The following is a 20,399-nucleotide window of genomic DNA, read 5'->3' as shown; positions in this document are numbered from 1 at the left end:
AAATACCCTCCTTTTTGAGGGTTTTTTAGTTTTTATTATTCGTTATCATTCACTCTCCATTAATAAAGAAGGAAATAGGGACATGAAAAAAAGACAACTTGGACAAGGCATGACGGAGTATATAATTATTGTTGCCTTGATCGCAGTTTCGGCAATTGGCGTATACAGCTTTTTTGGTAAAACTATCCGTAACCAAGTGTCAGCACTTGCAACAGAAGTGTCAGGTGTAGATTCAGGAACCAATATTGAAGCTGCTCAAACATCTGCAGAAGCGGCAACAACTAATGCAGATGAAGACTACAACTTAGGTAATTTCAACGACGGTGCTGCACAAGGTGGTTCTGGCGCGGGTGGAAACTAAGTAAAAGGAAACCTCGATTATGACTAAATATCAAAAAGGCCAAGGCCAAACTGAATATATAATCATTGTTGCGCTAATAGCTGTAGCTGCAATTGGTGTTTATAGCTTCTTTGGTAAAACAGTACGTAATCAAGTTTCTGCTTTATCTACCGAAGTATCAGGGCAGGATTCGCAAGCAAATATTGCTAATGCAGAATCTTCAGCTGAAGCTGCAACGTCCAACGCCAATAACGACTATAACCTCGGCAATTTTAACGATGGTGCAGGTCAAGGTGAAGGTAGTGGTGGCTCTGGTGGCGGTTCAGACACTGTAGATTAAAATTCAAGCCATAATTCATTATGAGTTATGGCTTTTTTAAAGGTTTATTATGCACAAGGAACGTGGACAGTCATTAGTACTGGGAACAGTCTTTTTGGCCTCAATAGTGATGTCAGTACTTTATTTATTTAATGTTTCTCAACAAAATTTAAATAAAACTCAACTACAAAATAGCGCTGATGCAACGGTTATCAGTGGAGCTCATCTGCTTGCTAGAGACTTAAATTTTAAGGCGTATACTAATCGTGCAATGGTTGCAAACCATGTTGCTGTTGCTCAATATGTGGGTTTATCGTCTTGGGGAAATATGTCCCAAAAAACAGGTGAAAACTTACGAACTGTTCTTGGTGCAATTCCTATAATTGGCCAAATAGCAGCTGGTGTAGAATCACTTCTTAGAGTTATGAATCAAATAATCCAGCCTACGATGTATGGAGCTGTATTTGCTACAGATGTTGTTAATCGTGCATTGTCCCTTTCACAAAGTTTAATGAATGCAGCCACAATGGCTTCAATGGTTGATACTTCAAATAAAGTATTAAAAGCTAATGATGAGGATGCCTATGTTGATTTTGCTTCTGCCGTAAATATAGGAGATTTCATCTTATATGAATGGACTGACTTTCAAGGCAGTTTTGATAGAAGTGATAATACCGGGCGTTACCAAGAGCACTTTGATTTAATAACAAATTCAGTCGATCCATTTACTGAAAATCGTAGTTTTAATTGGGGGTTTCCGTTCTCACTTACTCTTTTCCCTAATAGAGTTAAAACTAAACAAGCCGGTGGAACAGACTTATTTAAAAATGGTAGCCAACCTGAAGTGTGGAGTGCAATGGATACGTTAGGTTTTCATGTACATACTTACAAATATAGTTGGTCAGGTGGTGAAATTCCCACTGGTTGGGGGGCGAGCCACGCAGGCAGCAATAAAAATGTTACCAATTATCGAAATAGTAGCGATCATGGTGGTTCAAGAAATATTAATAGAAGCGCTTCAGGTTTAGCTTCCTACAATGAAACAGATATTAACTCTGTTTACTCTGGACTACAGTCTTTCTATGAAATAAGAAAAACGGAAAATGTCAACGTAGCACCTATGTTGACAGTCGCAATCTCTAAAGATAAAAACGATATAACAACATCAAGCTCACTTAATATTGGCACAGAAAATCAAGATGGAACCCGTTTAGCCGATATTAATATCGAAGAAGAAGTTGAGCTTCCTCGCGATAAAATGACCGTGTTAAGTAAAGCAAAAGTTTATTATTTTCGTGATAAAACGTTATTCGGTAGTTCAAGTTCAAAATGGGAATATGGAAATCTTTATAACCCTTATTGGCAAGTTACGTTAAACGAAACATCTAATAACGAGCGACGTATATATTCAGCTCTTGCGTTATTATTATGAGTTTATTATGAGATATCAACAAGGACAGTCTTTGGTTGAATTAAGTGTATTTATTACATTTATTATTGCTCCATTAATGTTATTAATGCCTTATTTTACTAAAATTATTGAAACTAAACATTATTCAGATATGTCGTCAAGGTATATTGCTTGGGAACGTACCGCATGGCTAGAGCAAGAGCCAGGTAACTGGAGCGGCGATGATAGTATTCTCGCAATAAAAGATTCTAATACAGTGCATGGCGAAGTTAAACGTAGAATATTACAAGGCCATAATTCTATTATTTCCTCTGAAGAGCCTTCAGAAGAGTGGAGTAGTGATGATGCTGCGGTATTTCTTAAATTTAACCAGTCATCACAATTTGAGAAAGAGTTTTTACTTGCGGCATTTAATCCAACCGAAGAAAACGAAGAGCAACTTAATTATTTTCAACCAAATACTGACAACAGAAGTGTGCCAGGTAGTGTTTCTTCTTTATTAACTGCTGCATTATCTGTTTTAGAAGTAGGTAATTTTGATGTTGAAACTAAAGGCTACTATAAAGCCACTTATAAAACGCAGTTAACGAGTCATAAATTACTTGAATTTATAAACGAAGATAATGAAGCCGATCCTGCAAATGAAAATGCAGACGAAGAAAATAAACGCTCGCACCAGTTTGAAATACCACTTGAGTCGACAACTTATATTGTGGCTAATGGTTGGAATGTAGGGGGCGAAAGTCACAATGAAAAAAGAGTTAAATCATTAGTTCCATCAAATTTATTAGACAATGGTTTTATCGATTTTATACGAAACGGAATTTCAGCAATCCCAATTGCTAAAAAATTATCTCCAGACTCATTAAAGTTTGGTCATGTTGAGCTTGGGGAACTCCCTGACTCACGTAAAGGTGAATCGAGTACACAAGGAAATGAAAAATGAGTCGTTATTTTTTCTCAATTCTATTTTTATTTTTTATCAGTAACAAAGTATATGCAGCGATGGAGTTTCCAGATGAGGCTACCGTCGTTTTAGTATCTGACTCTATGTTAGTAGATGGAATGCAAATAAAAGCATGGGAATTCAAAAGTGAAAGTTCAGTTAGTCAAAATATTAAATTTTTTACCGAGAGTTGGGAGCCACAAAGTCAGTATTTTTCTCAAGATAAACTTGAAGAATGGGAAGTATTGAATGCATTGATTGATGATCAAGTGTATACGGCTAAACTGCGCTCTACGCCAGGCAAGTCAACATTTGGTTATATGGCAATATCAAAAGAGCCTGACTCAAAACTGAGTAAGTTAAATAAAACACTACAGAACTTCCCAATGCCAAGCGGAACAGACGTCATTCGTGATATTAAAGCGAGTGATGGTCCTAAAACTTCAAATACGATGATTCTAAAAAATAATTTATCAGTGAAGCGTAATTTAAGTTTCTACCATGACTATTTTACCCAATATAACTGGGCAATTGATAAAGCAGCCTATACCAAAGGATTAAATAATGGAGTTTTTATAGCTAGAAATGGACCTAATAATATCAACATTACTTTTAGTCGAAATAAAGGTGCAACCTTAATAACAGCGGTGCGTGAAGATGTTCGTTAACAAACAGCGAGGTCAGTCCTCAGTAGAATATTTAGTAATATCTGCAGCATTGGTTTTCGCATTGCTAATGCCATTACCCGATAATGAGTTAACAGCTAATAGTTGGTTATCAGATTATGGGGGGAAGAATGTAATGGAGATTTTAGCTGACAAATTTAAAAAGGCTTATAACAACTACAGTTACGCTAAAGCATTACCGCCTCTCCCACAAGATTTTGAAAGTTTATAGTGCAAGGAAGTAAAAAGTGAAAGTTAGACATTTATTAGATAAAAATTGGGTTTTGTTACTAGTTTCTCTATTGCTTGGTGGTATTGCCGCTTGGTCTGTAGGTCAATATATAGATAATAAAGAGAATGAAATCAGAACTCAATATGCAAAGACAGACGTCGTTAAAGTTCCTGTTATTGTATTAACAAGGCCTGTAAAGCAGGGGAGCATAATTGACAAATCAGTAGTTGCTGTTCGTGAAATACCATCGAACTATTTACCAGCAGGTACATTAAACCCAAGTGAGTTTGGTGAAGTTGATGGCCAAATGCTACTTGAGTCAGTCAATACAGGTCAGCCTTTATTAAGATCATATTTACCGGGAAAAGGCTTGCAACAATTTTCTGATATTTTATCAGATGGTCGCCGCGCAGTAACAATAAAAATTGACGAAACTAACTCCACTGCAGGCTTGTTAGTTGCCGGCGACAAGGTTGATTTATATTTATTATCTGAAAAGCAAGAAGGGAAATCACAACTTAATCTCCTTATTGAAAAAGTAGATATCTTAGCAACGGGACAAATTACAATTGATAAAAATAAAAAAGTAGTTGATGAAGTCTATTCAGATCCAACCAATTACAGCACAGTAACTTTGGATGTTTCAGTCCTTAATGCAGCCAGAGTGAGTCTTGCTAAAGAGCAAGGTAAATTTGTTGCTTTACTTAGAAACCGAGAAGATAAACAGGAAGTAACTGACCGCCTTGTTAAATCTTCATCACTATTTGGTGATTCTACCGACGAAGATGAAGTTGAAATGATTTTTGGGGGCTCTGGGGGCATTGCTCAATCAGTTAACACATTTATTAATAAAACAAACATCGCTGAACTTAATTCAGAATCAAATAATAACTTATAAAATAGTAGTAAGGGAATACATTTATGCGCCGTATTATTCAGCTTTTTATCATAACTATGATATTAACCTCAGCAAACTCATATGGGTTAATGTCTAGTGATATAAACATGAAAGTTGGGACTTTAAATTTACTACCCATTGAAAATGTTAAACGGATAGCTGTCGCTAAAACAGGAGTTGTAAGCGCCAAAGTAATTGATAACGAGAGTGTTTTACTTATTGCAGAAGCCCCCGGTGAAACGCAATTACAAGTGTGGGATAAAAACAATAATAAAGTAAAGCTCAATGTAATAGTAAACCTAATAGATAACTCTGCTTTAGTCGATAAAGTAAAAGGATTGATTGGCGATTTACCTGGCTTATCAGTCCGTGAAGTTGGTGGGCTAGTAGTTCTAGAAGGCAATGTTGATGAAGATACGTTTGCTAGAACCCAAAGCATAGCTCAGTTAGTTCCTAATGTAACTTCTTTGGTAACGACCAAAAGTGTTGAGATTAAACAAATGATCCGTATGGATGTGAATATTGTAGAAATCGGCAAACAAACACTTAAAAATTTAGGTGTAAACTGGGGGACAACTGCTGCTGGGCCGGCTTTTGGTGCCGTAAGTAACTGGACCAGTAATGATCTTTTTTCTGTATATTCGCCGGATACGGTTTCTGACTCTATTGCAGAGCAAATAGGCGGTAGGATACTTGGCAATAATAACTTCTCTCACTTTGGCATTGTTACTGGACTCACATCGCAAATACAACTCTTATCTCAGCAGGGTGATGCACGAACACTTGCACAGCCAACATTGAGTACACGTAGTGGTGAAAAAGCACGCTTTTTAGCCGGTGGCGAAATACCTATCCCTCTGCTTTCGGCTGATGGAGCACCTAATGTTGAATTTAAAGAATATGGCATAAAACTAGAAATTGAACCTGTATCAGACAGTGAAGGTAATATCGTTTCTTATGTAAGCGCTGAAGTTAGTTCAGTCGATACATCTGTTGAAGTATTAGGTATTCCTGGCTTTAAAACACGTGAAACCGAATCTGTTGTAAATGTACGTAACGGCGATACGATTGTTATATCAGGACTTGTTTCAAGTGAAATGTCTAAGTCAGTAAGTAAAGTTCCATTTTTGGGTTCTATCCCAATTCTAGGTGAGTTATTCAAATCAAGAGATTTTGCTGACAACAAAACAGAACTGGTTATTTTAGTGACGCCACATATTGTTTCTTTGCAAGGTGAAAGCCATAAAAATAGGCTTAAACGCGCTCGCGATATGATAGATGAAGCCCAAGAACTTGAAGCTTTCTACATCTTAGACTAAGGACAGTTAAATGTTTGATGTAATAGTTAATACAGCCAAAGGTACTGCTGTAAATAGAATTAAATGTAACGAAAAAACCTGTGTAATTGGTAAAGACAAACAATACAAAGTTAATTTACATGGTTTTAAAGTATCTAAAGAGCATGCCAAACTTTACTTAAATGATGATGGCATTTTTTTAGAAGATAGAGCCAGCCTTACGGGTACAAAAGTTAACGGTAAAAAAATTGACTCTGCGGGGCCTTTAGCGCCTACAGATGTTATAGAAATCGGCGGCTATCATATTCGAGTGGAACTTAACGATAATTTTGATTCACTAAAAAATCGAGATGTTCAAAAACCTAAACCAGATGTGGCAAGTGAAAAAACTTACGATGATTTGATCCCTACATCTAATGCGGTAGAAGTAAAAAGTGAAGCAACAGATGATGAATTGAAAACTCGTCGTAGAATAAAAAAACGTAACGAATTAAGAAAGCAGGTTCATAAAGAGCTGATTAAACAAATTGACCTTCGTCGCGTTAATGTCTCAGAAATGTCCGATGAGGAGTTACGTAAACAAAGTAAAGGGTTGATTGAATCAATCGTTTTAAAGCTTCAAATTCCAGAAAATGTTGATTTTGACGAGCTATGTAAAGAAGTACTAGATGAAACTATTGGCTTAGGCCCACTTGAAAATATTATTAGTGACGAAGATGTTTCAGAGATCATGGTTAATTCTCACGATGCAATATTTTATGAAAAAGCCGGTAAGCTTTTCTTATCAGACGTTGCATTTACAGACGACCAAGCTGTTTTAAGTGCTATCGAGCGAATAGTAACCCCATTAGGTCGTCGTATAGATGAAGGTCAACCAATGGTTGATGCGCGTTTAAAAGATGGCTCCCGTGTAAATGCTATTATTCCGCCTTTAGCGTTAAAAGGGCCTTGCATCACTATACGTAAATTTATGGCAAAAAAGCTTGAAGCCGAAGATTTAGTGAATTTTGGTTCGATGTCTCCAGCTATGGTTAAATTTTTGCAAATGACCGTAGTGAATAAACGTAATGTGGTTATTTCAGGGGGCACCGGCTCAGGTAAAACAACATTGCTTAACGTTTTATCTAATTTTATTCCAGATGACGAACGCATCATTACTGTTGAAGATGCCGCTGAATTAAAACTCTACCAACCTAATTTAGTCTCTTTAGAAGCAAGGCCCCCTAACCAAGAGGGTAAGGGCGCTGTAGAGATTCGTGACTTAGTAAAAAACTGCCTACGTATGCGCCCAGATAGAATTGTAGTCGGTGAGTGCCGTGGTGGTGAAGCACTTGATATGCTTCAAGCGATGAATACAGGTCATGATGGTTCACTAACAACAGCTCATGCCAACACCCCGCGAGACTGTATATCCCGTCTAGAAGTTATGGTGATGATGGCTGGCATGGATTTACCTATCCAAGCAATACGGGAACAAATTGGTTCAGCAGTTAATATGATTGTTCAGCAATCACGCTTTAGTGATGGCTCTCGGCGGGTTACTTCTATTTGTGAAGTAACAGGTGTTGAAGGTAATGTACTTCAGCTTTCTGAAATATTTAAATTTAAGCAAACAGGCTATAACACAAACGGTAAAGTACAAGGCGACTACGTGCCAACAGGTATGATCCCTGAATTTTACGAAAAGCTTCGCGAAAGAGGTGTTGATGTTGACCTAGGTATTTTTAAAACAGGTTCAGATCATGAGTAGCATAATAATAATGACGCTGGTTGGGTTAACCGTAACCTTACTTATTTATGGTGGCAACTTTGTTTCCCGAGAACTTGCGCAAAAATACCGAGAAACATTTACTCATGCTGCCAAAGTAAACCTATCAGATATGTTTTTATTTATAGAGCCACAAAAACTCTTTATTTTAAACATGGTAGGCATGCTTGTATTTTTCTTAGTGGTTTGGGCTTACTCAGGTGCGGTTGTATTGGCCATTATATTGGTGAGCATAGTTGCTTTTTTACCGCCTTATTTTTATAAATATTTACAAAAGCGTAGACGTAAATTGTTTATAAAGCAGTTGCCTGATGCATTAAATATGGTGTGTGCCTCGATGCGCTCAGGATCAAGTCTAACCAATGCCTTAGAAGCCATGGCACAGGAGCAAGCTGCGCCAATTAGCCAAGAGTTTTCGTTGTTTTTAAGAGAGCAGCGCCTAGGTGTAGATTTTAATGATGGCTTAAATAACATGCTAACGCGTATACCTGAGCTTGACTTCAAATTAGTGGTTTCTGGCATGCAAATTTCTAAGGAAATTGGGGGGAATCTTGCAGAAACCCTTGAAAGGCTGGCGGACACACTCAGACGAAAATTAGAAATGGAAGGCAAAATAGATGCATTAACAGGCCAAGGTAAAATGCAAGGCATAGTGATGACCGCCTTACCCATATTTATAGGCTTTATTTTGTACCACATGGAGCCTATACACATGATGCGACTTTTTACAGAGCCAATGGGGTGGGCGGTGCTGGCAATAACTGCAATTATGCTCTATGTCGGATATATATTTATTCGCAAAATAGTCAACATAGATGTGTAGGTGAATTGATGTTTATTATTTTATTGATTGTAGGTATTTCGCTTTTTTTACTGGTTTACAGTAGTTACAACATACGAAAGTCGTTACCAAAAGATAATCGCGAATTTATGGATCCTTTGCCACCGTCTCTCAAAATTATATGGCCGGCGGTACGCTTAGCTGCTTATTATTTAGGTGAAAGATTACCTATTGATTATTTAGAAAAGTCAGGCAAAAAGCTGCAAATTTCAGGACTATCTTATGTACTCACTGCTGAAGAGTATTTTGGAGTGCGTGTTGTATCTTCAATTTGTTGTATTTCTTTTACTCTTTTAATTTGTGCCATGCTTGAATCAGTCTCAATCATGAACTTATTTTATGGTGGTCTGTTTGGTTATTTTTTACCGTTATTAACGCTTAATGACTTAAAAAAGAAAAGACAATTGGCGATTGTAAAGTCATTGCCTGTTTATTTGGATTTTATCACTATGTCAGTTGAAGCGGGCTTAAATTTAACCGGTGGATTGAGCCAAGCTGTAGATAAAGGACCTGAAGGCCCATTAAAAGTTGAGTTTGGTAAAGTGTTACGAGATTTACGTGCTGGTGTAAATAAAATTGATTCATTTCGCTCGATGGCTGATAGGGTACAAACCTCTGAAGTTAATAATCTAGTGAGTGCTTTAGCTCAAGCAGAGAGAACCGGAGCAAGTCTTGGTTCTACTCTTAGAATACAAGCTGATCAGCGACGTGTTGAACGTTTTCAGCGGGCCGAAAAGAAGGCACTTGAAGCGCCTGTAAAGCTGGTTTTCCCGCTTATTATGTTTATCTTTCCTGTAACATTTATGATCCTTTTCTTCCCAATTGTCATGAAGTTTATGTATGACTTGTAAGTTGAAAAAATCAATTTTAAAAACCTCAGATGGCAAGACAGTATGTGCAGCTATCTTAGCTAACACACCGTGGTTACGCCTAAGAGGTTTATTAGGAAGAAAGCTTAATATTGACGATGGGTTACTAATTATACCGTGTAATTCAGTTCATATGATCGGTATGAAGTACCCGATAGGTGTTATCTATTTAACTAAAGAAAATAAGATCGTAAAAATAGTAAAAAATCTACGCCCTTGGCAGTTTAGTGCCTGTAGAAAAGCTTATAAAACACTTGAAATATCTACAGAAAATATAGAATCAAAGTCACTTAATGTTGGTGATAGTTTATTACTAGAAGATATGAGAACGTTATGAAATTTGTTTGTTTATTGTTAATAGTTTTAACTATTACTGGCTGTACATCATCGTCAAATGTTGGCGATCAATCACAACTTAATTTAGTTGAAATTGAAAATAGAGCTGAAGCTGCTTATTTAGCAGGGCACCTTGATATGGCTGAAGGTCTTTATAGGCAGTTAATTAAAGAGAAAGATAACTATGCCCCTGCTTGGTTTCGTCTAGGTAACATTTATACGCGAAGTAACCGACTTGAAGGTGCAATTAGTGCTTATCAGCGATGTATACAATTAGATAATACACACGAAAAAGCATGGTACAACCTAGCAATTGCGAGAATGCGTCAGTCTACAGAAGTGTTAATAGAGGCACAAAAACATTTAGAAGATAGCTCACCTGCAAAAGCACAAATGGATGAATTGTTTATCCAACTAATGCGTTTGCAAACAGGTAAAAAAGGATAAGGACGCTTAAGTGAGGGAACGCAATGTGAGTTTACGAAAACAAAAAGGGCAATCAATGGTCGAGTTTTCAATAACTTTACCTTTTTTAGCGCCGTTGATTTTAGTGCTTATTATGCTGCTTATTCAGTGGGTTCTTGTTTATAAAGATAAAGTCACTCTTAACGCAGCATCATTTGATGCTGTTCGTGCAGGAGCCCTAAATCATGGCAGTATGCCAAAAATGAAAGATGCGCTAGCGCAAGGGATGATGCCGTTATTTATGGTTGATAATGGCGATGACCCTAATGCAATAGGTGTTGCAAGTGCCTATATAAAAGCTAAAGCATTTGTAGAAATTGGTTCAAAGATCACGGTATTAAACCCGACCAGTGACGTTTTTAATGAGTTTAAACAAAGACGACGCTATGAAGATGGCACGACAGAAGATGAAATACCTAACGATAACTTGATGTATCGAAACCCTGAAGTTATTAGTATTTCTACAGATAAAAAATTAAATATTCAAGACGCAAACTTGTTACAAATTGAAGTTGATTGGTGCAAACGTCTTGAAGTACCTATTGCTAATTGGCTTATAGGTAAAATCATCACACTGACCGATGTAGATCCTGATCCAACATCAGATAAATTTGTGCCTTTTGTTCCAAGTGAAGGGCAATTAACGTGCTCAGCATTAGGTGTATTGGCTTCGGCTGGCGGAACATCAAGCTATAGCGGTTATTATATAACTATTAAATCTTACGCATTAATTCGAATGCAAACGCCATATCGGATGTAAAGGATAGAACACAGTTAAAGGAAAAGGATATGAAAGCAAAGCAACTTTTAATACTGCTTCTAACAGGCACATTAAGCTTTACGCTCGTCGGGTGTAACGAGCCACTAGAAGACAACACAATCGAAAACCCAGTCGAACCAGATAATGGCGGTGGTGATGGTGGCGGAGACGACGGTTCAGGCGATGGTGGAGACGACGGCTCAGGCGATGGTGGAGACGACGGCGAACCTATTGAATACGTGGGTACCTGGGAAAACAAAGACGAAGATGGCGATGGCGTGCCTGATGAACAAGATGATTATCCGTTTGATGCGGAAAAAAGCACAATAACGGTTGTCCAAGAAGAAGAGTTTAATAATAACGTTGCCGAAGCAAACCCAGTTGGTACAGTACCTTTCTCTGTTGAAGGCGCGCTGTCGTTATCAGCTGATATAGATGACTTCAAGTTCACTGTTACTGAAGCTGATGTGCAAAGCGGTAAATCAATCAGTTTTATTATATTAGAGCAGTCTTCTCGATTTCACCCGCAGCTTGGTATTTTCAAAAATAATGGTCAAGTTGTTGAACACATCGAATTAGCTATTGATAGAGTTGCTCCATTAAGCGCAGCTATTGCATTTACTCCCACACAAAGTGGTGAATATAACCTTTCAGTATTGGATCGTAATGGTAATCATGCTGATGATTTTAAATATCAAGCATTCGGTTTTATTGATGCAGATAAAGATGCAATCCCCGATAACAAAGAGCAAGCACAGGGATTAAATTATAAAATTCAGGATTCAGATCGAGACGGTATCGCTGATGGTAATGAATATTGGGTATTTAGCAGTAAAAATGTATTTGCTTATGATGTTGATGGTGATTCAGTGCCTAATTGGTCAGATGACGATTCCGATGGTGATGGTATACCCGATACTTTAGAGGGTACTGCTGATCATGATAATGACCAATTACCGGCGTTTGTTGACTTAGACAGCGATAATAACACTATTAGCGATAAGGACGAACAAGCCCAGAGCAGTGGTACTTTAATTGATACAAATAGAAATGGAATCCCAGATTATATTGATATAGACGATGATGGTGATGCAGTTTTTGATGTGAATGACACAGAGCCAAAAACAGTACTTGCCTACACTAGCGCAGAAAGTGATTCAGCAATAACGTTAGCGTCTGTCTACTATGAACTTTCAGATTCAATATCTCTTCCCAATAAAGGAAGAGTTTTTAGACCACTGAATATTATAGGCGAAAATTTTCCAGAGCAAGATGGTTTTGTTGTAATAACAAAGGGGGATGAGCGCCTTCCCATTGTTAATATGCCCATTACACAAGCCACAAACACTTCAATAAGTATCGTAATTCCTAATTATGAGAAAGTTGCTTTGGAGGGGGAAGAGCTTTCATTATTTATTGTCAAAGATAATGTACGTAGTAATGACTTAACATTCCAACTTTTGCATCCTAAAACGCCTCTAATAAAGTCGATATCGACATCTCAAGCAGTACCTGGAGAACAAATTCAAATTGAAGGTGAAAGTATTAACGATTTGGCTAAAGTTGTAATGGGAGAAGGTAGGTATGAAGCCGACTGGTTATCAAACAACCTAGCAACATTTGTGATCCCAAATGAAGCAGCAAGTGGTTTATTTTATTTACAAAATGTTTATGGCAAAAGTAATTCCATGTACATCAATATTGATAACCAAAGAGAAGTAACTCTCGACCTAAACCTCCCAGCCGCATACCGCGATTTGCAAGGGGAAGTAACCGTAATACCGAAAGGGACGAAGTACTCCCAATTAGCGTTGGTTGATGGGCAAGCGTTTAGCTTTAATAAAGAAGACTCTACAGTCTCAATCTGGTATGACGGGATTGCTATTTTATCAGCTGGTGTTGTGGGCAATGAAAGCGCGTTAACGCTAAGTTTGCAAAGTACAGCTGAAGAGTATGTTTTAAAACCTTTTTTTGTTTCAGCGAGTCAATCTAAACGATTGGAGGCATTGAGTAACTTACGTTCATTAGAAGAGTATGATGACTATTTAGCGTATTTTAAAGAAGGCGCAGAGGAGGATTTTAGAGCGTTTTTTTCTCCACAAAACTACGAGCTATCTATGAAAATGTTGAAACTTAGAGATAAAGTCAAAACATTATCTTACGCAGAGCAAACGTCTACTAATCTATCTAAAAAATCAAACTTTCTTTACTCACAACAGAAAGATGTATCTATACAACAAGTTTCTAGTTTATCTTCTCAAAGTGCTAGTTCCGATTCGGATCAAAAGCCTAAAATATCGCCTGAAGATAGGCAAGACGGAATCAAAATAGAGGCAACTAGGAAAGGTATTACAGATTTATTTGATTATGACGGTTATACTGAGTTACAAAACAGCACGCCAATGTATTTAAGTGCAGCAGTTTATGAACTTGACGACCAATTAGACCCAATGGCTACTCCTGCTGTTGGGCTTGACCCTTCTAAAGCTGGCGATAAACCAAAAACATACAGTCATATAACATCGTTGCTCGATCGTGACATGTTAAGCCCTGTAAATTATAGAGCTTTTGCAGTTGCTTTATGGTCTAAAGATTCGATGTTAAAAGTCTGCCAATACAAAAATTGTCTAATTGAAGTTTTAACGCCTGGTTACGAAGGAGCTCCCGTCCTTGATTCAGAAAAACTAAAGGTAAGCAGAGACTTATTTATTCGAAATGCGATAGATCATGTCATTTTACCCTCATTCGAGTATATTACTGACTTGATTGCGAAGCGAGTAGAAATCAAGAAACCAATAGATGATGAAGGTTTTTTGGTTGAACCAGGAGGGGGGCAAGCGAAACATATTACATATATCATTATTCAGCACATGCCTGGTGTTATAGATGCTATTGATGATGGTTATTCCGACGGTGATATGTCTACATCTGATCAACAAGATGTTATAGCAGAAATAAAAAAAGTTTTAGAAAAAGAATCTAAGGCGCTCTTGTTGGCAAAGCCTGGACCAATTGTTAAAGCTATTTTTGATGCTGCTGGGTTTGACATTGAAAAATATTTAAAAGTAGCAGTAAAAGATCAATTAGAAGAATATTCAGCATACTTTATTCCATACCTTAATATTATACTTTTTATTTATGACACATTATCAACAGTTAGCGAAGGTGTTAACTTAGCAGAAAACTGGTACGATTTATTTAATTTAAAAACAAAGTATGAGTTCAGGGTTAATTGGGGCTTAAAAATACTAAAAATGACTCCTGAATATTTGCAAAACGAACCAACCTTCTTACCAATTACAATAACGGGTATTGGTCTATGCCCTCAACATGATTGGGCCAACGATCCTATTTACCCAGAGATTAGATACACAGATATTACAAGCGGGTTTTCTAAGCTTATTCCTATAAAAAACCGAGGATCACTTGATGATTCATATTCAGTTAACAGTAAGTGCACAGAAGCCACGGTATATGTGAGTGGTGACGTAATGGCTCAGGTAACTGAGGCGTCAGAGATAGAAGTAGAAATTATACTTGGGGATGAAATTGCAAATTCTCAAGTACAAAATAGCAGCCCACCATTGTTGAAAATAGGCAGTGGATTAGCCATCAGTAGCATTGAGCCAGATAAAATTTATCAGGGCAACGAAATTACAATAAATGGTTTTGGGTTTTCTGAAGAAGCGTCAAAAAATATCGTTAAGCTAAAAAATAGTGACAATGAATTAATAACAGTAAATGTAATTTCTGCGACTAATACTTCACTTAAAATTAAGGTACCGCAAGGGGCTGTATCAGGAGAGCTTACTGTAACAGTAGGTGATGATACTGTATCAACGAATATATTGATCCAGAGTACTAAGATGAAGCTCACCTTTGGTGATAATGGCAATATACAAGATGACAGTTTTCAATTAAAAATTGACGGGACACTTATTGACCAAACTGTAGCAGGACAAAGACAATTAACAAAACTATTATCTACTGAACCCGGTGAAAAAAGTGTAGAGCTTACTGGTATCACAGTTCCTGATAATAGAGCAACTTACTTTATTTGCTTTTCTAGCAATGTTGAGGTTTTATCAGGTGATTTACACTCAAAAGTAGACTTTGCAGATGGCGAACAATTTAAAGCTGAGTTCAACATTAACGTTATGAGTGCTCCTGTATCTGAACCAGTTGGTTGTAAATTTGCAGATACTAGTTCAAAAAATAATATGTCAATCATGGTGGATTAAATAATGTTTAAAAAAATGCTCATCTCTTTGCCCTTGTTATTTAGCTGCGCACATGCGTTAGCAGCTGAGCCCAATGTTGAGTTTAATGCTAAAAATAACCAAGCAGATATTTTTATAGAAAAATGCCAGTTATGGCGAAATGCAATGCGCGACAATGATAAGGATGTTATGTGGAGCTTTGTAGAGGAAAAATATAAAGGTACACTTAAACCTAAAATGGCTAAAAAAATGGAAAAAGTGGCTTCTAGACATCGCGCTCGATTAAGCCAAGCTGGGGCTTATATTAAACGTGATGAATATTTATCGACTGAAGTACCAAAAGACGTAGCTCAAGTTTTTATAAAATGGGATAACGACGGTAAAGGTGGTCACACCAAGGGGGTGTTAGATAGCTGTGTGTTTGAGCTGTTGCCTGGCACTACAAAATGGGTGTTAGATATATAGCTAACTAAGTATTAATTAAAAGTTGACTTTGTCATATTAAACCAGCGATATGCATCGCTGGTTTATTTTTTGAGTATTAAGCAAGACTCATGCAATGAATAATAAATATAGCAATAAAATAAGGAGTGTTCGTGCAAGTAAAATTAATGAGCGAGTGGGTTACCAATTTTTTGGCTGTCATTTTTTCAATGACAATTATATTAAGTGTACTCAGTGAAGATACACAGTCAGTAGTAACTAACACTATTTTTGTTGCTGTGTTGTTTGCTTTTCAACGGCGACTTATACTAAATAACAACGCATTAGAAACAAAAAGCCAATTTGTATTGCTGGGTAAAACTATTCACGTATTTAATAGACAATCGATTGACCTTTCTACGATAACAGAGGCGGTACTTACACAAAGACGCTATAAATATGATCTCAACATTACCTATGAGCAAGGTGGAGGTCATAAAATCAGCCACTTTTCGTTTTGGCGGCAGGGAGAGCTAGTTAAAAAGTTACTTGCTATGAGTAGTGTAAACTACGTTTTTAAGACGAGCGCAAAGCAGCATACCCAGAGTATAAATAAAAGCGAAAGAGGGAATGCAACTAAAGAAACGGTATCAGACATTTTCCATCTGAATAGCTTTCGCCCCACAGATATAAAAACACATCACAGTATCTTACGATTTGCTTTGCCGTTGCCAGATAATAAAAAAAAGGTTGTGTTTAGTGTTGTTGGGGTATGTTTATTTTGTGCTATTACAGTTGTTGTATCAGCACAAAATTGGATGGCTGGTTGTGTGTTTTTATCAGTAGCTTATCTAAGTTATTGGTTAACAAGAGCCTATTTGTGTAACCAATATTACTTTATTGCTCAATCACCGCAAAGTGACATCATAGTCAACTCTGATAGCTTATCGTTACCGGCTTTATTATTCGAAGATAGGCAAGCACGTGAACTTAAGAGGGAGCAAGTAAGTGATGTTAAGGTGAAATGGAATTATTATGTTGCAGGTTCGCTAACTGATAATTGGACTCACGATAAAGTTAAACGCCCTCATATTGTAGAATTAACTTTTGTTACCGAGAAGGGTCTTACTTTACCCCTTAATGATATGGGGGTTAACGGTCAATCGCTATTATTAGCGCTAACCCATAATCAATACACAGTATCCATTGAAAGGACTAGTAAGCAGGCATTACCTATATTGACTCATGTTCGTATTGCGGTGATATTTGCCATAGTAGGGATTATCATATTTTCTATGGCCCGCTTTATTTAAAGCTAAATAAATCGAGTGATTATTGAAGTTACATCTATTTTGACTTTGGTACATTCTGAAATTGAAGGTAAAATTTCATTTATTTAAAAAGTAGTTTATAAGTGCAATTAACTAACCAAGAAAATGTGGAATAGACTATTAAGTATGTATGGCTTAATAGCACTGTCTTATAAAGGACTTACTAAAAGCTCATATTAGTTATTACGCAGCCTTCAATAAGCTCAAGCTTTATATATATGATACATTGCAGTAAAAAATGCGAATGTGAGCAGCCGATGCGATGACAGCTCATCTCAATAAATAAAAAGGACATTTTATGAAAAATAAATTAATCACACTATTAATTGCGGGGCCTTTAGTCAGCTTATCTTTTTTATCAATGGCTAGCGAAGTGCCAGCTAAAGAGTATTTTAACAAAGGAATAAACTAGACACCCATTTTAATTTTGTACTTTATGAAATTAAAGGCTACGTTTTAATTAGTTTAAAAAACAGTCGGGGTGTTATATGGCAGTCGCAAGAAAGCGTCAAATAAGCTTGATTGATACAAAGTACTACCACTGTATTTCACGGTGTGTTCGCCGTGCATTTTTATGTGGTGCAGACCGCTTTACGGGTAAGTCTTACGAACACCGTAGAGGGTGGGTTGAAGATAAGCTACTTAAATTAGCGAAGATATTTTGTATTGATGTATGTGCGTATGCGGTAATGAGTAATCATACTCACCTAGTACTTTACGTAGATGATAAAAAAGCAAACCGTTTGAATGATAAAGCAATTATTATTCGTTGGCATAAATTGTGTAAAGGCACGTTATTAACACAAAAGTATCTTCATGGTGCAAAGCTCACTAAAGCAGAGCTTATCTTTTTTAATCAAACATTAAAACAATACCGAGAACGGTTATCCAGTATAAGCTGGTTTATGCGTTTGTTAAATGAAGACATTGCACGAAGAGCAAATAAAGAAGATAAGTGTACAGGCCGGTTTTGGGAAGGTCGCTTTAAATCACAAGCCTTGTTAGATGAAGCGGCACTTGCAGCGTGTATGGCGTATGTAGATTTAAACCCGATTAGAGCTAAAATGGCAAAAACACCAGAAGAGTCTGACCACACAAGTGTACAAAAGAGAGTAGACAGCGCGACGATAGGTAAGCAACCCAAACAGCTATTACGCTTTGCTGGGATACCACGTCAAATTATGCCAAAAGGACTTCCGTTTGAGCTTAAGTCGTACCTTGAACTCGTTGAGCTTACAGGACGTTGTATTCGCGAAGGCAAACGCGGGCATGTAGAAAAGTCTATTTTACCGTTATTAAAACGTGTAAATATCTCTCCCGAAAATTGGTTAAAATTAACCACGCAATTTACGCGTGTGTTCCATGGCGCAGTAGGGAAAGTAAGCTCACAAGCGAGTTATAGTGAACACTTAGGCAGAAAGCGACGAGCGAATATCAGTAATAGTGAAAAGCTATTCGCATAGAGATTAACAATTAAATAAAGACATGCTGCGACTGTGCAGACATTATCATGCATGGAATTTGGGTTTTGCTGTGGTAACTATATATTTACTGAATAAAAAGAAAGCGGCAAGATAATAAAAGTTGAATTTTAGCCTAAATAGTAAATTTAAAAATGTATTATAGGCTTACTAAATTAGAGTGGGTGTCTAGTTTGTTTTCTTTGGTGATAATGGCAATTTACAAGATGATCGTTTCTCGGTTAGTGTGGCGGGCGACTCAGGCTTAAGTATGGATAACACTGGGCAAAGGTCAAAAGAGTTTTACTCAGTAGTATCACCAGGCACATACACCATAGCCCTTACAGCTAACGAAATACCTGATGAACGCGGTACTTTTTATATCTGTTTTTCTGATAATATTGAAATCATCAGTGTTCCTAGCCAGTCTTCTAAAGATCAGTTAACCCAAGCTGACCAAAACCTTTCTTGGCAAGTTAAGGTTAATGAAGGAGAAGGTAAACTAATCTCTAACTGTGAATATTCAACCAATATTAACGAAACCGTTAAAGTTAATATTATGTGGAATGAATTATAATATTTGACCATAACGAGCAAGGTTTTTAACTTTGCTCGTTTTATCAATTAAAGGAAAGTTAATGAAAAAAAATACTTTAGGGATATTTGTTGCTGTCCCATTAATGATGGCCTCTTACACCTCAACAGCTACAGAAGTACCGGAACAAAGTTATTTTGAAAATAGATGTATGGCCGCCTGGGAAAGTATTAAAGCGGGTGATAAGCAAGCTTTGTTCGACCAGTTACCACCGAAACTACAGAATTGGAAAGAGGGTAAAGCTGCATGGGAAGAGATAGATCGCGAACTAAAAGACTATGAAAGCGATTGGACCGAAAGTATGCTTGATGACCTCGATATCACTATGATGCCAACTTATGGTAGAGGGCCTGATGGAACTGAAACAAAAACAGGCATTCGACAATCAATTAATAAAAATATTGTTGCTTATTACCCTAAAGCAACACGTCAATATAGTGTTTTATACGAGTTTAAAACCGGGAGCAGTGTTATAGGGAAATCTTGTGCATTTTTAGAACTTGATGGGAAGTGGTATATGCATCACACCTTCTTATAATATTTGATTAAATAGCTTAATGTTGTAATTTAAGTCATATGTTGCTATCTGTACTCAATATTCAAATAACTATTAAATAATTTAATAAAAGGACCTAAATGAAATATAAATATCTATTACCGGCTTTATTACTACCTGTACTAACAGGTTGTGGAACTGAGTATGCAACAATAACAAAAATAACACATTTTGAACCATCAAAGCCTATGAGAGAAAATGCAGTCACCATGCCTCGTCTTGATCTTGATATTCAGGGTGAAGGTAAAGCAGGAACGTGCTATATAAAAATTCCTGTTGGTGTACTCGCTGAGCAAAAAGCAATTAGAGGGCACGAGTTAGTAATTAGTTGTAACTACGATAATGAAACCAGTATTGGTAGTCATTACGAGAAAGAGATCTATAATGCGCAGCTTGATTACGCAGATGACAATAAGGTGTCGTTGTCATTGCATGCACTGATAAAAACAAGGAATGATGATTATCAGCTTGAAATTAAATCAGAATCCCCGCTTGAATTTAAGTACTAATTTTATTGGGAGAATTAAGGTGGGTGTCTAGCTTTTGTTATGTTTTTACTTGGCTCATTAAGTTACATACAAACCCCATGCTGCGATTAAGCCGCCCCTAAATTGAACAAATTTTAATTCTAAAAGTTCAAAATGCTCTAAGGTGTTTAGTTATGTA

The 20,399-nt window shown here is 36.9% G+C and carries 21 protein-coding genes; all 21 read left to right on the top strand.

All coding sequences use genetic code 11. The features are described 5' to 3' along the window. Window positions 1–82 precede the first annotated feature (82 nt). Window positions 83–361: a Flp family type IVb pilin gene (locus ACT3RM_RS11630; protein WP_441836412.1), complete on the top strand. Its 279-nt coding sequence runs from the start codon at window positions 83–85 to the stop codon at window positions 359–361. Window positions 362–380: 19 nt separating this feature from the next. Further along, window positions 381–680, top strand: coding sequence for a Flp family type IVb pilin (locus tag ACT3RM_RS11625; RefSeq protein ID WP_441836413.1), 300 nt, complete (start codon window positions 381–383; stop codon window positions 678–680). Window positions 681–729: 49 nt separating this feature from the next. Next, the gene (locus ACT3RM_RS11620; RefSeq protein WP_441836414.1) at window positions 730–2,091 is read left to right on the top strand and encodes a Tad domain-containing protein; all 1,362 of its coding nucleotides are present in this window, start codon (window positions 730–732) and stop codon (window positions 2,089–2,091) included. Window positions 2,092–2,098: 7 nt separating this feature from the next. After that, the gene (locus tag ACT3RM_RS11615) at window positions 2,099–3,016 is read left to right on the top strand and encodes a hypothetical protein (RefSeq protein WP_441836415.1); all 918 of its coding nucleotides are present in this window, start codon (window positions 2,099–2,101) and stop codon (window positions 3,014–3,016) included. Continuing rightward, window positions 3,013–3,684: a hypothetical protein gene (locus ACT3RM_RS11610; RefSeq protein ID WP_441836416.1), complete on the top strand. Its 672-nt coding sequence runs from the start codon at window positions 3,013–3,015 to the stop codon at window positions 3,682–3,684. Before ACT3RM_RS11615 ends, ACT3RM_RS11610 begins: the two co-directional genes overlap by 4 nt. Then, the gene (locus ACT3RM_RS11605) at window positions 3,674–3,913 is read left to right on the top strand and encodes a hypothetical protein (protein WP_441836417.1); all 240 of its coding nucleotides are present in this window, start codon (window positions 3,674–3,676) and stop codon (window positions 3,911–3,913) included. The genes ACT3RM_RS11610 and ACT3RM_RS11605 overlap by 11 nt, the downstream gene beginning before the upstream one ends. Window positions 3,914–3,929: 16 nt before the next feature. Beyond that, window positions 3,930–4,811: a Flp pilus assembly protein CpaB gene (gene cpaB, locus ACT3RM_RS11600; RefSeq protein ID WP_441836418.1), complete on the top strand. Its 882-nt coding sequence runs from the start codon at window positions 3,930–3,932 to the stop codon at window positions 4,809–4,811. Between the two features lie 107 nt (window positions 4,812–4,918). After that, window positions 4,919–6,130: a type II and III secretion system protein family protein gene (locus tag ACT3RM_RS11595; RefSeq protein ID WP_441836419.1), complete on the top strand. Its 1,212-nt coding sequence runs from the start codon at window positions 4,919–4,921 to the stop codon at window positions 6,128–6,130. Between the two features lie 10 nt (window positions 6,131–6,140). Next, window positions 6,141–7,859 (top strand): ATPase, T2SS/T4P/T4SS family, encoded by a 1,719-nt coding sequence (locus ACT3RM_RS11590; protein WP_441994960.1) that lies wholly within the window; start codon window positions 6,141–6,143, stop codon window positions 7,857–7,859. After that, a complete protein-coding gene (locus ACT3RM_RS11585; RefSeq protein WP_441994958.1) occupies window positions 7,852–8,700 on the top strand; it encodes a type II secretion system F family protein in 849 nt (282 codons plus the stop codon). Before ACT3RM_RS11590 ends, ACT3RM_RS11585 begins: the two co-directional genes overlap by 8 nt. Window positions 8,701–8,708: 8 nt before the next feature. Beyond that, window positions 8,709–9,569: a type II secretion system F family protein gene (locus ACT3RM_RS11580; RefSeq protein WP_441835949.1), complete on the top strand. Its 861-nt coding sequence runs from the start codon at window positions 8,709–8,711 to the stop codon at window positions 9,567–9,569. Continuing rightward, window positions 9,559–9,924: a DUF192 domain-containing protein gene (locus ACT3RM_RS11575; protein ID WP_441835950.1), complete on the top strand. Its 366-nt coding sequence runs from the start codon at window positions 9,559–9,561 to the stop codon at window positions 9,922–9,924. Before ACT3RM_RS11580 ends, ACT3RM_RS11575 begins: the two co-directional genes overlap by 11 nt. Then, entirely contained in the window at window positions 9,921–10,370 is a 450-nt protein-coding gene (locus ACT3RM_RS11570; protein WP_441835951.1) for a tetratricopeptide repeat protein, read from the top strand. The genes ACT3RM_RS11575 and ACT3RM_RS11570 overlap by 4 nt, the downstream gene beginning before the upstream one ends. Window positions 10,371–10,395: 25 nt before the next feature. Further along, window positions 10,396–11,148: a TadE/TadG family type IV pilus assembly protein gene (locus tag ACT3RM_RS11565; protein ID WP_441994957.1), complete on the top strand. Its 753-nt coding sequence runs from the start codon at window positions 10,396–10,398 to the stop codon at window positions 11,146–11,148. Window positions 11,149–11,177: 29 nt separating this feature from the next. After that, on the top strand, window positions 11,178–15,389 hold the full coding sequence (locus ACT3RM_RS11560) for an IPT/TIG domain-containing protein (RefSeq protein ID WP_441993353.1): 4,212 nt from the start codon (window positions 11,178–11,180) through the stop codon (window positions 15,387–15,389). 3 nt (window positions 15,390–15,392) lie between these two features. After that, complete coding sequence (locus ACT3RM_RS11555; protein ID WP_441830632.1) at window positions 15,393–15,833, top strand: hypothetical protein; 441 nt, start codon at window positions 15,393–15,395, stop codon at window positions 15,831–15,833. 131 nt (window positions 15,834–15,964) lie between these two features. Then, complete coding sequence (locus ACT3RM_RS11550; RefSeq protein ID WP_441830633.1) at window positions 15,965–17,104, top strand: hypothetical protein; 1,140 nt, start codon at window positions 15,965–15,967, stop codon at window positions 17,102–17,104. Between the two features lie 506 nt (window positions 17,105–17,610). Continuing rightward, complete coding sequence (locus ACT3RM_RS11545; RefSeq protein ID WP_441835954.1) at window positions 17,611–18,585, top strand: transposase; 975 nt, start codon at window positions 17,611–17,613, stop codon at window positions 18,583–18,585. 268 nt (window positions 18,586–18,853) lie between these two features. Next, on the top strand, window positions 18,854–19,159 hold the full coding sequence (locus tag ACT3RM_RS11540; protein WP_441993707.1) for a hypothetical protein: 306 nt from the start codon (window positions 18,854–18,856) through the stop codon (window positions 19,157–19,159). Window positions 19,160–19,220: 61 nt separating this feature from the next. After that, a complete protein-coding gene (locus tag ACT3RM_RS11535) occupies window positions 19,221–19,715 on the top strand; it encodes a hypothetical protein (protein WP_441830636.1) in 495 nt (164 codons plus the stop codon). Window positions 19,716–19,813: 98 nt separating this feature from the next. Further along, the gene (locus ACT3RM_RS11530) at window positions 19,814–20,242 is read left to right on the top strand and encodes a hypothetical protein (RefSeq protein WP_441830637.1); all 429 of its coding nucleotides are present in this window, start codon (window positions 19,814–19,816) and stop codon (window positions 20,240–20,242) included. Window positions 20,243–20,399: the final 157 nt, after the last annotated feature.

The sequence above is a fragment of the Pseudoalteromonas sp. AOP7-A1-14 genome (assembly GCF_052376275.1).
In the GTDB taxonomy this organism is placed as follows: domain Bacteria; phylum Pseudomonadota; class Gammaproteobacteria; order Enterobacterales; family Alteromonadaceae; genus Pseudoalteromonas.
The sequence above is the reverse complement of the archived record's forward strand: the minus strand, read 5'-3'. Positions and strand labels throughout refer to the sequence as shown.

Excerpts from the sequence above, each read along its gene's own strand:
- ACT3RM_RS11630 (WP_441836412.1), top strand. The coding sequence starts at position 83 with ATGAAAAAAAGACAACTTGGACAAGGCATGACGGAGTATATAATTATT.
- ACT3RM_RS11625 (WP_441836413.1), top strand. The coding sequence starts at position 381 with ATGACTAAATATCAAAAAGGCCAAGGCCAAACTGAATATATAATCATT.
- ACT3RM_RS11620 (WP_441836414.1), top strand. The coding sequence starts at position 730 with ATGCACAAGGAACGTGGACAGTCATTAGTACTGGGAACAGTCTTTTTG.
- ACT3RM_RS11615 (WP_441836415.1), top strand. The coding sequence starts at position 2,099 with ATGAGATATCAACAAGGACAGTCTTTGGTTGAATTAAGTGTATTTATT.
- ACT3RM_RS11610 (WP_441836416.1), top strand. The coding sequence starts at position 3,013 with ATGAGTCGTTATTTTTTCTCAATTCTATTTTTATTTTTTATCAGTAAC.
- ACT3RM_RS11605 (WP_441836417.1), top strand. The coding sequence starts at position 3,674 with ATGTTCGTTAACAAACAGCGAGGTCAGTCCTCAGTAGAATATTTAGTA.
- ACT3RM_RS11595 (WP_441836419.1), top strand. The coding sequence starts at position 4,919 with ATGAAAGTTGGGACTTTAAATTTACTACCCATTGAAAATGTTAAACGG.
- ACT3RM_RS11590 (WP_441994960.1), top strand. The coding sequence starts at position 6,141 with ATGTTTGATGTAATAGTTAATACAGCCAAAGGTACTGCTGTAAATAGA.
- ACT3RM_RS11585 (WP_441994958.1), top strand. The coding sequence starts at position 7,852 with ATGAGTAGCATAATAATAATGACGCTGGTTGGGTTAACCGTAACCTTA.
- ACT3RM_RS11580 (WP_441835949.1), top strand. The coding sequence starts at position 8,709 with ATGTTTATTATTTTATTGATTGTAGGTATTTCGCTTTTTTTACTGGTT.
- ACT3RM_RS11575 (WP_441835950.1), top strand. The coding sequence starts at position 9,559 with ATGACTTGTAAGTTGAAAAAATCAATTTTAAAAACCTCAGATGGCAAG.
- ACT3RM_RS11570 (WP_441835951.1), top strand. The coding sequence starts at position 9,921 with ATGAAATTTGTTTGTTTATTGTTAATAGTTTTAACTATTACTGGCTGT.
- ACT3RM_RS11560 (WP_441993353.1), top strand. The coding sequence starts at position 11,178 with ATGAAAGCAAAGCAACTTTTAATACTGCTTCTAACAGGCACATTAAGC.
- ACT3RM_RS11555 (WP_441830632.1), top strand. The coding sequence starts at position 15,393 with ATGTTTAAAAAAATGCTCATCTCTTTGCCCTTGTTATTTAGCTGCGCA.
- ACT3RM_RS11545 (WP_441835954.1), top strand. The coding sequence starts at position 17,611 with ATGGCAGTCGCAAGAAAGCGTCAAATAAGCTTGATTGATACAAAGTAC.
- ACT3RM_RS11540 (WP_441993707.1), top strand. The coding sequence starts at position 18,854 with ATGGATAACACTGGGCAAAGGTCAAAAGAGTTTTACTCAGTAGTATCA.
- ACT3RM_RS11535 (WP_441830636.1), top strand. The coding sequence starts at position 19,221 with ATGAAAAAAAATACTTTAGGGATATTTGTTGCTGTCCCATTAATGATG.
- ACT3RM_RS11530 (WP_441830637.1), top strand. The coding sequence starts at position 19,814 with ATGAAATATAAATATCTATTACCGGCTTTATTACTACCTGTACTAACA.